12 protein-coding genes are annotated in these 12,706 nt (G+C 44.4%); 6 read left to right on the forward strand and 6 right to left on the reverse strand.

Going from position 1 to position 12,706, the window contains the following annotated elements; genetic code table 11:
* The first annotated feature begins 57 nt into the window (after positions 1-57).
* Positions 58-1,296 (forward strand): winged helix-turn-helix domain-containing protein, encoded by a 1,239-nt coding sequence (locus tag PODO_RS16760; protein ID WP_038571622.1) that lies wholly within the window; start codon positions 58-60, stop codon positions 1,294-1,296.
* Here PODO_RS16760 and PODO_RS16765 read toward each other — a convergent pair.
* The 5 genes from PODO_RS16765 to PODO_RS16785 all read right to left on the reverse strand — a co-directional run bounded on the left by PODO_RS16765 (position 1,288) and on the right by PODO_RS16785 (position 5,183).
* Positions 1,288-1,752 carry a hypothetical protein gene (locus tag PODO_RS16765; protein ID WP_038571625.1) on the reverse strand — a complete coding sequence of 155 codons (465 nt, stop codon included), beginning with the start codon at positions 1,750-1,752 and terminating at the stop codon, positions 1,288-1,290. The two genes, PODO_RS16760 and PODO_RS16765, sit on opposite strands and share 9 nt — an antisense overlap.
* A gap of 44 nt (positions 1,753-1,796) precedes the next feature.
* Positions 1,797-2,510 carry a hypothetical protein gene (locus tag PODO_RS16770; protein ID WP_036688027.1) on the reverse strand — a complete coding sequence of 238 codons (714 nt, stop codon included), beginning with the start codon at positions 2,508-2,510 and terminating at the stop codon, positions 1,797-1,799.
* Between the two features lie 16 nt (positions 2,511-2,526).
* Positions 2,527-3,471 (reverse strand): ATP-binding cassette domain-containing protein, encoded by a 945-nt coding sequence (locus PODO_RS16775; protein WP_038571628.1) that lies wholly within the window; start codon positions 3,469-3,471, stop codon positions 2,527-2,529.
* Positions 3,472-3,723: 252 nt separating this feature from the next.
* A complete protein-coding gene (locus PODO_RS16780) occupies positions 3,724-4,071 on the reverse strand; it encodes a four-helix bundle copper-binding protein (protein ID WP_036688030.1) in 348 nt (115 codons plus the stop codon).
* A gap of 92 nt (positions 4,072-4,163) precedes the next feature.
* Entirely contained in the window at positions 4,164-5,183 is a 1,020-nt protein-coding gene (locus PODO_RS16785) for a CobW family GTP-binding protein (protein ID WP_038571630.1), read from the reverse strand.
* Positions 5,184-5,348: 165 nt separating this feature from the next.
* Here PODO_RS16785 and PODO_RS16790 point away from each other — a divergent pair, with 165 nt between their 5' ends.
* The 5 genes from PODO_RS16790 (at position 5,349) to PODO_RS16810 (ending at position 10,081) form a co-directional block, all read left to right on the forward strand.
* Positions 5,349-5,867 carry a MogA/MoaB family molybdenum cofactor biosynthesis protein gene (locus tag PODO_RS16790; RefSeq protein WP_036688034.1) on the forward strand — a complete coding sequence of 173 codons (519 nt, stop codon included), beginning with the start codon at positions 5,349-5,351 and terminating at the stop codon, positions 5,865-5,867.
* A 501-nt stretch (positions 5,868-6,368) separates the two neighbouring features.
* Positions 6,369-7,406, forward strand: a complete 1,038-nt coding sequence (locus PODO_RS16795) for an ArsR/SmtB family transcription factor (RefSeq protein ID WP_080742514.1) — start codon at positions 6,369-6,371, stop codon at positions 7,404-7,406.
* Positions 7,407-7,559: 153 nt separating this feature from the next.
* Positions 7,560-8,225: an ABC transporter permease gene (locus tag PODO_RS16800; protein ID WP_169744778.1), complete on the forward strand. Its 666-nt coding sequence runs from the start codon at positions 7,560-7,562 to the stop codon at positions 8,223-8,225.
* Between the two features lie 21 nt (positions 8,226-8,246).
* On the forward strand, positions 8,247-9,266 hold the full coding sequence (locus tag PODO_RS16805; protein WP_212592223.1) for an ABC transporter ATP-binding protein: 1,020 nt from the start codon (positions 8,247-8,249) through the stop codon (positions 9,264-9,266).
* The gene (locus PODO_RS16810) at positions 9,263-10,081 is read left to right on the forward strand and encodes an ABC transporter permease (protein WP_038571637.1); all 819 of its coding nucleotides are present in this window, start codon (positions 9,263-9,265) and stop codon (positions 10,079-10,081) included. Before PODO_RS16805 ends, PODO_RS16810 begins: the two co-directional genes overlap by 4 nt.
* Positions 10,082-10,385: 304 nt before the next feature.
* On the opposite strand, the gene PODO_RS16815 is transcribed toward PODO_RS16810, so the two are convergent.
* A complete protein-coding gene (locus PODO_RS16815) occupies positions 10,386-12,692 on the reverse strand; it encodes a thiamine pyrophosphate-dependent enzyme (RefSeq protein ID WP_038571640.1) in 2,307 nt (768 codons plus the stop codon).
* Between the last annotated feature and the right edge of the window lie 14 nt (positions 12,693-12,706).

Raw genomic sequence — 12,706 nt, forward strand, 5'->3', positions numbered from 1 at the left:
CTTAGAACAGATGTTCTGTATTATGGGAATTAATACATATCCTTGGAGGAGTAAACGATGCTTACTTATAATCTGACTAAGAAACAAGCCAGGCTGTTTCTGCTATCTCATCAAAAGTTAACTGCCGGAGCTATCCCTTCCGGAAAACTTAGTATTTATGACTATGTTCGTCACGTAGGCTGCATCCAATATGACCCCCTTAATATTGCCGGCCATAATCATGAGCTGGTCCTCCAAGCACGGATTCCGGGATTTACGCCAGAACTGGTCCAAGAGCTTCTGTATAAAGACAGGTTGCTCGTTGATGGCTGGGACAAGAACATGTCTATTTATTGTACAGAGGATTGGCCTTATTTTAAGCGGAGAAGAACAGCTGCTGCCTCCCACCATCAGGCTAATGAGCCTGTAATGGTCGCTGTAGCACAGGTTCGTGAAGAGCTTCAGAAGCGCGGTCCCCTCTCCTCTTTGGATTTAGACGGAAAGGAGAAAGTAGATTGGGCTTGGGCTCCGACAAGATTATCACGAGCTGCAATGGAAAGCATGTACTTTTGGGGAGAGATTGTTGTCCACCATCGTGTACATACTCGGCGATATTATGATTTCGCTGAACGTTTGTTACCCTCAGAGCTGCTGAGTTCAGCCGATCCAAATGTCACGGAAGAACAATTTCACGATTGGTATGTGATACGTAGAATAGGAAGTATCGGCTTGTTATGGAATAAATCTGGAGACGGATGGCTGGGCATATCCGGACTGAAGAGCAAAGAGCGTGCGGCGGCGATTCAGAGATTACTGGAGAAGGATAGTCTCAGAGAAGTTTGGGTCGAGGGGATTAAGGTTCCGCTTTATATCCGCAGTATAGATGCTCCAACCTTGGAGTCTGTGATGCTGCGAGAATCTGAAGAGATTGGGCTTCAACCACGTGATTCATTTGCGGCTGTTTTGGCTCCGCTGGATAATTTGTTGTGGGAACGCGAGCTGGTTCGGCAATTATTCGGATTTCATTACCGCTGGGAGGTCTATAAGCCGGCAATAGAACGAGAATATGGTTACTATGTACTGCCAATATTATATAATGATCGTTTTGTTGGCAGATTTGAACCGGTGATGGATAAGAAGAACCAAACATTGAATATTAACAATTGGTGGTGGGAACCTGGAGAAAGCCTAACACCGGAGATGATTCCGGCATTAGGCGAAGCTTTAACTGCACTCTCTCGCTGTGTTAGAGCTTCTTCGGTTCATTTTAGACCAGAGGTTGTAACAGCTTGCGGCTTAGAAGGATTATTACAATAAGTTTTCCTCCTCTAATCCAAGCTTCGTGAACATTTCTGTGCAGTAGCCTTGCAGTTTAACTTCAAGTCTACTTGCTTTATTTTTAAAACGTTTCAGCTCCCGAATCATTTTAGCTCTTCCGGCAGGCGTAAAGGTTTCCTGTATACGCTCTTTAAAGTAATCATGAACGATGTAATTACGTTGTTTCCACACTTCCTCCAACTGAGCGGTTTCTTGCTCCGAGAAAGGAAAATGATGTTGGATTTCTTTGATGAGTTGGCCGAGTGAATTGCTGAGTTTTCGCTGATAAAGGTCTGTCAGATCTGCTTCTGTTGGCGTTTTTCCTTGTGATAGCTTAGTAAGCAATAGCAAGTTGGTAAGCTGCTGCTCGAGGGCCTGTCCATAATAAACTGCCAGTCCAAAATAGGCGAATAACTCTTTCGATTGTTCACTCTCAGGTACATATGTATCCTTCATCTTTTCCCCCACTTCTGTATCCTTGTTCCTTTTATCTATACAAGTTATGTTTTGTTGTAATCCCTCTGTCTTGATCTGTACAAATAAAAACCGATAAGCAGTGTTATATATACTAATGCTTGTGCAAATGAACCTAACAACTCCGCTAATGACAATGTATCAGCTTTCATCATGGCCTCCATTACAGGAGTTACTGGCGGCAACAACCAGATCAAAAAATGAAATATACCAGGCAAACTTTCGCTGATTTGTGCTCCACCCAGTGATAGTACAACGATAGCTAATAACATACCTGTTGCGTGACTGCCTTTTTGAATCCAAGAAGATTGAAAGAATAGGGCAATAGCCACACCAAGCATACCCAACAATCCATGTCCTATAAGCGCTAGAATTAACCGATATGCCCCAGGTGATTCTGCGAAATGACCTGTTACCCAAGGATAAAGGACAATCAATATATCTAGCAGCAACGTTAGAAAACAAAGCGTTAAGATACTACCTGCACTATGTTTTGCCGCACTTCGCATGTGAACAACTGCAATCTGCCGATGAACAGCGTGCTCATGATTCAAAAAACTAAGACTCATCCAAGCGCAGCTTATAAAGAGCATTACTGCTGTAGCGGCATAGCTATTCATAACTGGATTGGGCTTATAAGAATACAATATCAAGACTGCAATCACAATCCCCGCTAACGGGCCGAAATAACGCTGAGATCGAGTATAACTTCGCAGCATGTAAACGATAAACGGATACACGTTAGCCCCCCTTGGTTCAACTCCTAGGATTCATCCATTTTTCTAAGTCATGCGATCCTCCGCGAGGTTCTACCGATTGTATTGAACCACCCGACTCCAAGATAACCCGCAAAAAAGTATCTGATTCTGAACTTGTTACTGTCAACGCTGTACGTGCTATGTTACAACTATCCTTAAACGTATTTATTGCAATGAAACCTGCCATTTCCTTCAATTGCTGCAATTTCTGAATCGACAGATTAGACAATAGTATGTATGTAGAGGGTTTAAAGTTCAGCTTCTCTGACCCCTGAATTGACTTTACAATTTTCCCTTCATGTATCACATGAACCTGATCCGCAAGCAATTCAATCCATTGGGGTTCATGTACAGAGAAGACTATAGCAGTACCCTTATTTCTCAAACCAATAAGAAGATCAGCTAACTTATTCATTGAGGGGAGATCAAGGCCCGACATAGGTTCATCAAGAAGCAGCAACGAGGGACTTCCCAGCAAGCTTTGAATCAAATTAATTTTTTGCAGCATTCCTTTGGAGAAATTTAGCATCGACTGCTTGCGAAAGTGCTCCAGCTTAAAAAGTTGAAATAACGTTGTTAGCTCCTGCTCGATCAGGACTGGCGCAAGGCCGCTAATCTGTCCCATACTTCGCAAGTACTGTTCTGGGGTCAGCTTCAACCCTGGAAACATCTCAGGTGCATAACCAATTCTCAGATTTGAATCCTTACAACTCAGCTTTCCAGAGGAAATATGGACCAGTCCAGCTAAGATTGACAACAGCGTACTTTTGCCGGATCCGTTCCGTCCGATCAGAGCAGTTGCAGTCCCCTTTTCAATAGTAAACGATACATCTTCCAATACGGGTCGGCGTCCATACTGTTTACTGATCTGTTCTAATTCTATCAGGGGAATAGCAACATCTATACTACCGCTGGCAAAGTTACGATCTACTAAGTTCGCCACTTAACATTCTCCCTTCATATCTACTGTTAATTCTCCGGTTCCCTACGAATTTCCTCTTCTAGGAATCAAAAAAATGAAAGAACTGCCATAGCAGCCCTTTCTAAAACTTCCTTTCTATCCAGTATTCCTCCCCTTTTTTTCTACCAGTAGCATTAATCAAACAGACCTGGATATAAAAAACCAGACTATTGCTATATTTCTACAGCAACAGTCTGGCTATTAGTTCATATATGAGAGTTAAGCTATACGATCTTACGCATATACCTCAACAGCATCGCTAATCAAACGGCATGCCTCTGCAGCTTTACGGCAGGCATTAATACATTCTTGGCAGTGATTATGTATATGCTTGCTGCTCTCATCTGCGCATGCTTCACAAATCTCCGCACATAGTTTTAGAATTCCAGATACAAACGGACTTTGACGAGTCATTGCTTGAATGGCATAAGAACAAATATCCGCACATTCACGATCGAGTCGCATGCTCTCACGAAGTGATGCAAGATCATATTCTTTTAGGCTTGAGACATAGCTGTAGTTACAGGCATTCATACTTTCGAGACAAGCGTCAATGCACTCCTGATATTGAATTCGGGTCATAGCCTTCAACCTCCTGCATTTTTAATGGGTATGCCTTACTATTAACCTACAAGATTAGGAATGAACCACAGCTTCTTCTGAAGCAGAACGGATTACAGGCTTCTTTTGATCGTGCCAGGCCGAACTAAAATACGTCCTTCCATCTCCAGCAGCTTCGTGCGTAACTCACTGGATGAGAAGTGTTCCCCGATAAATACAGCTACGTCTGGGACTTCGCCTTGAGGTGTGATTTTCATAAAATCAGCTTCACGGTAAGCATATTGAAAAAGAAAACGACTGGAGGTGTCATTAAAGGTCACAATGCCTTTAGCCCTATAAACATCCCGCGGAAGCTCCTTGACGAACTGTTCAAAGGTCTCGCTGTTGACAGGTCGTTTGAAGTAATGTGTGTATGCCATCACGTGATCATGAGAAGCATGGGTGCCTCCTAAAGGTAGTTGAGCTTCCTCATGCACTTGGCTTTCGCTGTCGCTCTCTTCAAGCTGTGTATCCGTAAGAACTCCACCTGCACTACGCAGGAGCTCCTCTGTGTCGATCTCACAACGCTCCGCTGGCATAATCGGTGCATAAGAATTCCATTTTCGCAGAACAGTTGTGATCTCTTCCGCTTCATCTGCTGAGACACGGTCAGTTTTATTCAGAATCAAAACAGATGCGCAGCGAATTTGCTCCTGCATCAGTCGATAGGTTGCCCCCTGCTGCGCACGGTACAATTCGAGCAGATGCGCGGCGTCAACGACGGTGATCAAGCTTTTTAGCTCGACTTTTTGATACAGTGAAGTTTCGGTTACACCATCTACAATTTCCAACGGGTTCGCCGCACCTGTGGCCTCAATAACAACCACATCAGGTGATTCCTTCTTGATAAGAGTAGTTAGCTCTGTGCTAAGATCCCCTCGGATAGAACAACAGATACAGCCGCCGAGCAGCTCTGCCATAGGAACGGTTTGCTCAACCAGCAGCCCATCCAGGTTCACTTCACCCAGCTCATTCATCACTACGGCCGGGCGCAAGCCCTGATCTTTCCAATGTTCCAGCAGGCGCTGCAGCAGGGTAGTTTTGCCGCTTCCCAGAAATCCTGACAATATATACACAGGTACAACCTGTTCCATGATTCATCGCTCCTTGCAAATTACGGGTATGGTAGCGAGTTTACTACATGATGCCAAAGCACGCAAGCGGCACACCTATAACCTCAAAAGAATAGCGATTGATAACAAAACTTGTCTTTGCCTTCCCCATACCCTATCATGAGAACATCTCTAATTTAGGAGCTGATCTCATTGTCATCCGTTGAAGAACATCGGAAGGAAGCACCACAATCCGTTTCCTGCTACATCATTACCGTCTCAGACACCAGAACTACTGAAACAGATACCGGTGGAGCATTAATCAAATCCATGCTCGAGGCTGCCGGGTATGAAGTTATTGGTCATACCATTATCAAAGACAACTATCAGGACATTCGTGAACTACTCTATAAAAACGCTGATCACACTGAAGTTGAGGCCGTGTTGCTGACAGGTGGAACAGGAATCTCTCCCCGTGATACCACCTACGAAGCAGTTTCATCCTTGCTTGATAAAACGCTACCGGGCTTCGGTGAGATTTTTCGAATGTTAAGCTACACAGAGGACATTGGTTCGGCGGCAATCCTTAGCCGGGCAATTGCAGGTACGATTGGCAACACAGCTGTTTTTTCTATGCCCGGCTCCACTGGAGCCGTTAAATTGGCTATGGAACGGCTCATTATCCCGGAGCTTCGTCATGTAATGCGAGAGATATACAAACAATAATCCCACCCATTTTTTTATAAACTAGACAAATAACCAAGCACGCCTTTGTTCTGTGCGTATAATACGGTAAGTTCACACACAAAGGAGCTGAAGGAAATGTCAGAAGGATGTCCAAAATGCCCGGCCCAAACTGTCACTGACCCACCTAAGGTGGTTTATCAAGATTACTACCACCCTCAAGTTGTGAATGTTATTCACCCGGTAGAAATCGTTAGACGCCATCACTGTGTCCCAGTTCCTCGTCATTGCTACACCTATTCTGTTAAAGATATCATGTGCGATAACTCCATGATGCCTAGAGGCAGAAGATAACTCTACTTCATAACTCTATCAAAAGAATCCTATAAGTGAGAGAAACATCCATGTCCATCGCATGGGGATGTGCTCTCGCTTTTTTCTGTATAAAAGATTTGACAAACTTGACCATTCCCCCTATAATTTTGAACACTTTACGCGAAAGTGGTTTTTGATTAACCAAACAGTTAATCGGAAAGGAAAGAGATGAGCTCACTCCAAACTTTAAATCGAAAGATCAAAACGGTCGTCAGTCCTTTTCATGAGTTATTATGCAGTCTGCATGTCTTCCATCAACCAGAACACCATCCAACAAGATTACAATGGGCTCTGGAGCTCAAGAAAAGGATGCCTCTTGCTCTACAGGAGAACATCCACACACTTGGGCAGTTGTCAGACCGTTGGATCGCTCTGCTAGATTTACCGGACCGTATGGGTGTCCCTATTTCTTGCAATCAAGGAATCACCCTACTCAAAAAACTTCCGGATGCAGAGCTAGTGTATCTATTTATGAATCAAGAAATTGCACTAAGTACCCTAGTCGAATGGCTGAATGAATCTGAAAGCAAGCGTTCGCTGATGAAGTTGAGTGGAAACGTGAAGTACCTGATAAACAATCTGGCTAGTGTTCGCAAGCTGTTAATCTCAACATTAATTACATACGAACATGATTATTTCGGGCAGGAATGGGACTATATTGAACCATTTATGAACATCTCAGCCGCTCAGTTTCAAGACTTAGCCAGTCGATCCCCGGAAAAGGCACTAAATACGCTCCACCCACGCCTCCTCGCAGAGAACGGGACTCTAACAGTTCAAAAGGCAGTAACGTATTACTTTTCTTATGAACAGCTTGGACAAGTGTACGTTTTTCCTTCTACTTTCATATTTCCGCATCTGCTTGTTGGCTGGTACGAAGATACTTTATTTTTACCACTCACGGTGGATGTTCCCGGTCTTGCCTTTAGTGAAGGACCGCCGAGTGACCTGTTGCGCCAACTCAAAGCTTTAAGTGATGATACGCGGATGCGAATTCTGAAACTACTGTGGAAAAATCCACATTGTACCAAGCAGCTTGCGCCAATATTGGGTATTTCTGAAGCTGCGGTCTCTAAACAGCTAAAACAACTAAGTGAAGCAGGATTTACCCAATCACAGCGAAAAGGGAATTATTTATTTTATTCAGTGAACAAAGAAGTCTTTGATAATCTTCTCGTTCTGCAAAGGCAGTACCTTGAACAATAAGGTTAATGAAAGGTGTGAGTACAGTTGTGGCATATCGCTATCGCAACTCTAAAAAGAAACCAAAAATCTAATCTTAGAGCCTTTCCCTGGACCTTTACATTCGGGCACATTATTGATGGAGTTTATCTAGTCATCATCTCTTATTTTTCTTATGTGTATCTAATCAATGGGGATATAGATTCAAAATTCGCTATCTATAGTGGCAGTGATGACTATCTGACCTATGTAATTATTGGAGGTATGCTCAGTATATTTTCCGTCAGTATGATGATGAATGTATCCAGGGCACTTATTACCGAATGGAGAGAAGGTACACTTGAGGCACTGTTGCTCTCCCCTTCAAGCCGGAGCGGTTATTTTCTAGGAAACGCAGTCCAGCAGTTGTATCGAAGCGGGGCGGAATTGCTGGTGGTTCTCTTCTTTGGCCTTTTGGCAGGACTTCGGCTCCCCTCTGTTCACTTTATATCTCTCCTCGTGGGAATTTTGCTGTTTTTACTATCATGTTATGCGATGGCGCTGGTGCTAGGAAGCATTATGCTTTATACAAGGGACACCTTCATTGTTCAAAATACTCTATTTACGATAACTGCTCTACTATGTGGATTTCAGTTTCCAAGGCAATACTTGCCTGACTACTTGCAGGCTATAGGTGAGATTTTCCCATTGACCTATGCGCTACAACTGCTACGAGGCACGCTGCTAACTGGAGAATCACGATTAATTGATGCATTGCCTATCATACTACTTAGTGTTGTATACATAACGGTTGGTCAATGGACAAATCGGCGCATAGAGCGCGGGTTGTTCGAACGTTTCTAAAACCTTGGAGGGTGAAAACCATTGATAAACATGCATGAAGTTACTAAAATTTACGAAAGCAAACATAGACTGGGCTGGTTCCGTTCGGAAAAAAGATCAGTGACTGCAGTGAAATCACTATCTTTAGATATCGCTGCGGGGGAAATCGTAGGTCTTCTCGGTCTAAATGGCGCTGGAAAAACCACTACAATACGTATGCTCTCTACTCTCCTAGAGCCAACCTCAGGCAGTATTGAAGTCGATGGAATGTCACTGCACAAGAATCGACAGGCCATTCAGCAAAAAGTAAATATGATCGCCGGAGGAGAACGAATGTTGTACTGGCGACTCACTGGTAGAGAGAATCTTCAATACTTCGGTAAACTCTATGGAATGAACAGCCCTCAAATCGCTAGAGAAGCAGAACGTCTTCTGGAGGAAGTAGGTTTGACCCAAGCTGCTGACCAACCCGTTGAGCAATATTCTAAAGGGATGAAGCAACGGCTGCAAATCGCCCGCGGACTTATCAACGATCCACAATACTTATTTCTAGATGAGCCCACACTTGGCCTTGATGCCCCCATTGCCAGGCAGCTTCGCGGTACGATAAGAAAGCTTGCACTGGACAGTGGAAAGGGTATCCTTCTGACCAGCCATTATTTGCAGGAGGTCGAAGAACTCTGTGACCGGGTTTATGTACTGAATCGAGGCGAGCTTCTGCTCTGTGACAAACCTGAGCGGATTGTCCATCAGGTTGCAGGCTCGCAAACTGCTCATTTAGAGGTTACAGGCTGGCATGAATCACTTCGTCCCAAGCTACTAGAGCATCTACGAACATATACTCAGCCTGCGGAATTAATGGGTGTCTGCGCAACAGAAAAACTTGAACTTCGAAATGATGGACTGCAGCGCATTTCTGTAAAGACACCTTCGGCTGATAGGATCATTACAGAGCTGCTGCCATGGACTACGGAGCATGGGCTTAGCATTAAAAGCTTCGCATCCGAAAAACCTAATTTGGAGGATGCGATTATCCTCCTTTCGGAAGGAAGGGTATCATGAACTTACATAGCTTATGGTTTACCCTTAGCGCGGAGATCACTAAGCAGCATCGAAATAGAGTTAAGGGACGCGCAGTGTTTTTTTCACTTCTACTCTGGCCGGCGCTCACCTTTTTAACCACCTACTTTACTATGCAGCCCTTTAGAACAGGAGCAGGATCAGCACTCTCAAAAGTAATACCAGATGGACGGATTCCCCTTTTTCTGCTGAGCGGATATCTCGTCTTTCAGTTATACTGGACGGTTGTGCAAGCCGCATGGTTATTCGAACAAGAACGCAAAGGGGGCACACTTGAGGTAGTGTTCCTAACCCCAGCGTCAAAAATGGCCTTCCTGTATGGACGTTCCATATATTCACTATTTCACGGAATATGGATGTTCGCTTGTTTCTCCATCCTGACTTTCATTTTTCTTGCGGATGCAACGACTGTTAACTGGGGCGCCTTATTGCCTGTATTAGTACTTATCATGATATCAGCGGTTATATGGGGAGCTTTGCTGTGTGCGATATCTCTATTCTCAAGGGATTCAGGGCTAATCTATTACATCTTTCAAGCACCAATGGAGCTGTTTGGTGGGGTTCGTATTCCACCAGCGGTATTCCCAGCATGGGCAACGGGCCTATCCCTTCTGTTTCCACTCACATATAGTCTGGTTCTCGTGCGCGGGGCGTTATACGATAATATCGGGATTAGCTGGTGGTGGGCTCTCGGCGCTTTAATCGTAGGTAGTTCTTGTCTTGTCATTTGTACCCGCTATCTTCTGGTTAGGGCAGAACAACATGCAAGAGTAAAAGGGAATTGGACTTTATTCTAATTGTAAATGACCAAGTCTTTAACACATAGGACCTAAATGACGTTATTTGCCGGTTCTTAGCTTTTTCAGAAGTTTCGCGGACTCCAGTGACACTATTCCTTCAAAAAGGGTTCATATTGGGAGTTTTTAGGGCAGATAACTGCTATGCAGTCCGTTAGAATTCCAAATGGGAAAGAAGACTGTGTTTAAGGTCAGTGGTGTCCGAAAACTGTTTCTTACGCGCAAATGCTCCCTAACCACAAAAAACCCGACAGACAAATCTGCCGGGTTTTTTCATATTTTATATGCTGGAGATAAACACATCTTATAAGTCAGGATGTTCGTGTTTTGCCTTGAGACGATTCCAACGGCGCTCAACTTCTTCTTCGAAGCTGTGCAAAGCTGGCTCATTCTCAGGTTTCAACAAGTGACGAGTTTTACCCATTGTCTTCAGCCATGCTGAGAGCTCGACACGTTTGCCCTTGTCTTCGGGATTATATGTGATATTCGTAGAACCATGCTCTACTTCATATAACGGGAAGAAGCAAGACTCAACAGCTAATGAAACGATGTTAGTGCCTTCCTTATCATCAGACATCCAGTTTAGCGGACATGCGATCAGGATTTTACCATACACCAAACCTTCGTTTTGTGCGTACCACTGTGCTTTTGCCGCTTTTTTCACCAGATCCTGCGGATAAGCCTCCGAACCCGTGAAGACATAAGGAATGTTAGTAGCCGCCATAATTTGTGCTGTATCTTTATGCTGAGTCACTTTACCTTGCTGCTGCTTGCCGATACTGGAGGTTGAAGTACGGTGACCCAGTGGTGTCGAATAGGACTGCTGTGCTCCAGTATTCATGTAACCCTCGTTATCGTACTCTACAATAATCATTTTGTGACCACGCAGTGCAGCTCCAATTGCCGGTCCCATCCCGATGTCCATGCCGCCATCTCCGGTTACCATAACAAACGTAAAGTCCTCTTTAAGCCCTAGTCCATCCAGCTCACCGCGACGTTTGCGTTCCCAGAACATCTCTACGACACCGGACAAGGTAGCCGCTCCATTTTGGAAAAGATTATGGATAAACGTTGATTTATGGGAGGAATACGGGTACCCCGTAGTCGTTACCATGGCACAGCCTGTATGATAAAGTGCGACGATATCCCCTTCAATCCCTTTGAAGAAAGTCTCTAGTCCTGAGAAAATCCCACAACCCGGACACGCACCATGCCCTGGGGAGAGCCGTTTAGGTTTCTTCGTCAAGCTGCGTAGCGGCGGAATCCGTACGCTTAATTTGCCCGTTGCTTCATCCTGTTTCACAGTGATCAAGCCTGTCTTCAGTGAGTCAAAGTCCATTGGCTTCAGAAGACGTTGTGGAGCTTTATCTGGTGTACCCGGATTGTGGCCGTAATAATCAAATGGTATGTCTACTCGATCTGCAGCAACAGCATCAATTGCTAATTGGAAAAATGCATGACCATCTTCTGCGTAGAAGTCCTTACCACCCAAACCGTAAATACGGCTTATTACTTTAGTCGTAGTGTTGCCATATGTGAACAGGGCTGCCTTGATTTCATTGACCATGTTACCACCGTGTCCGCCAACAGAATCTGCGCGGTCACCAACGGTGATTGCTTTAACGTTTTTCAGCGCTTCAGCAATTTGCTTCTGCGGGAAAGGACGGATCATATTCGGCGAGATTGCACCGGCTTTGATTCCTTGCGAACGAAGCTGATCTACAACATCCTTAATAATCTCAGAGGCAGAATTCATCAAGAATACTGCTACTTCAGCATCTTCCATCCGATATTCCTCGATCATTGGATAATAACGTCCGGTTAACTCAGCAAATTCCTTCGCGATTTCTTCAAAAACTTCACCCGCATTGTACATAGCTACGGACTGTTGATAACGGTTGTTAATATAGTCAGGTTCGTTCATATAAGGGCCAACGGTTACCGGATTATTGCGGTCTAAAGTATCGGTGAAACCTGTTGGAGGTTGTGCTCCAACAAATTTATGAACATCCTCCCGATGAGTAAAGGCCTGTACGCGGCGCTTCTGGTGGGAAGTGAAATATCCATCTGAGGCCACCATTACCGGAAGACGAACTTTAGCATGTTCAGCAAGCTTCAATGCCATTAGATTCATATCATAAACAGATTGTGGATCCCGGCACATTAAAATTGGCCAACCTGTATTCAGGGCAAAATACAAATCAGAATGATCCCCGTGAATATTCAGCGGTCCAGAGATCGAACGGCAGATTAGATTCATAACCATAGGCATACGCGTACCAGCTTGTACAGGCAATTGCTCAAGCATGAACATATAACCTTGGGCACTGGTAGCATTAAATACACGTCCGCCAGCCGTTGAAGCGCCATAACAGATTCCAGCAGAGCTATGCTCGCCATCTGACGGAATCAGCATAATATCATGCTGGCCGTTCGCTTTCATCGTATCAAGAAATTGCGCTACTTCTGTCGATGGAGAAATCGGAAAATACCCCATTACATGATAATTAATCTGATGAGCAGCATAAGCTGCCATTTCATTGCCGGATTCATATAGGAATTTCTGCTCTACTTTAGCAGAGCCTACTTCTTTTTCATAATCTATTGCCACGTGTATTCCACCTT

The organism is Paenibacillus odorifer, from assembly GCF_000758725.1.
Classification (GTDB): Bacteria; Bacillota; Bacilli; order Paenibacillales; family Paenibacillaceae; genus Paenibacillus_AQ; species Paenibacillus_AQ odorifer.

What these genes read in the sequence shown, in the direction of transcription:
- PODO_RS16760 (WP_038571622.1), top strand. Translation starts at nt 58, where the DNA reads ATGCTTACTTATAATCTGACTAAGAAACAAGCCAGGCTGTTTCTGCTA.
- PODO_RS16765 (WP_038571625.1), bottom strand. Translation starts at nt 1,752, where the DNA reads ATGAAGGATACATATGTACCTGAGAGTGAACAATCGAAAGAGTTATTC.
- PODO_RS16780 (WP_036688030.1), bottom strand. Translation starts at nt 4,071, where the DNA reads ATGACCCGAATTCAATATCAGGAGTGCATTGACGCTTGTCTCGAAAGT.
- PODO_RS16785 (WP_038571630.1), bottom strand. Translation starts at nt 5,183, where the DNA reads ATGGAACAGGTTGTACCTGTGTATATATTGTCAGGATTTCTGGGAAGC.
- PODO_RS16795 (WP_080742514.1), top strand. Translation starts at nt 6,369, where the DNA reads ATGAGCTCACTCCAAACTTTAAATCGAAAGATCAAAACGGTCGTCAGT.
- PODO_RS16810 (WP_038571637.1), top strand. Translation starts at nt 9,263, where the DNA reads ATGAACTTACATAGCTTATGGTTTACCCTTAGCGCGGAGATCACTAAG.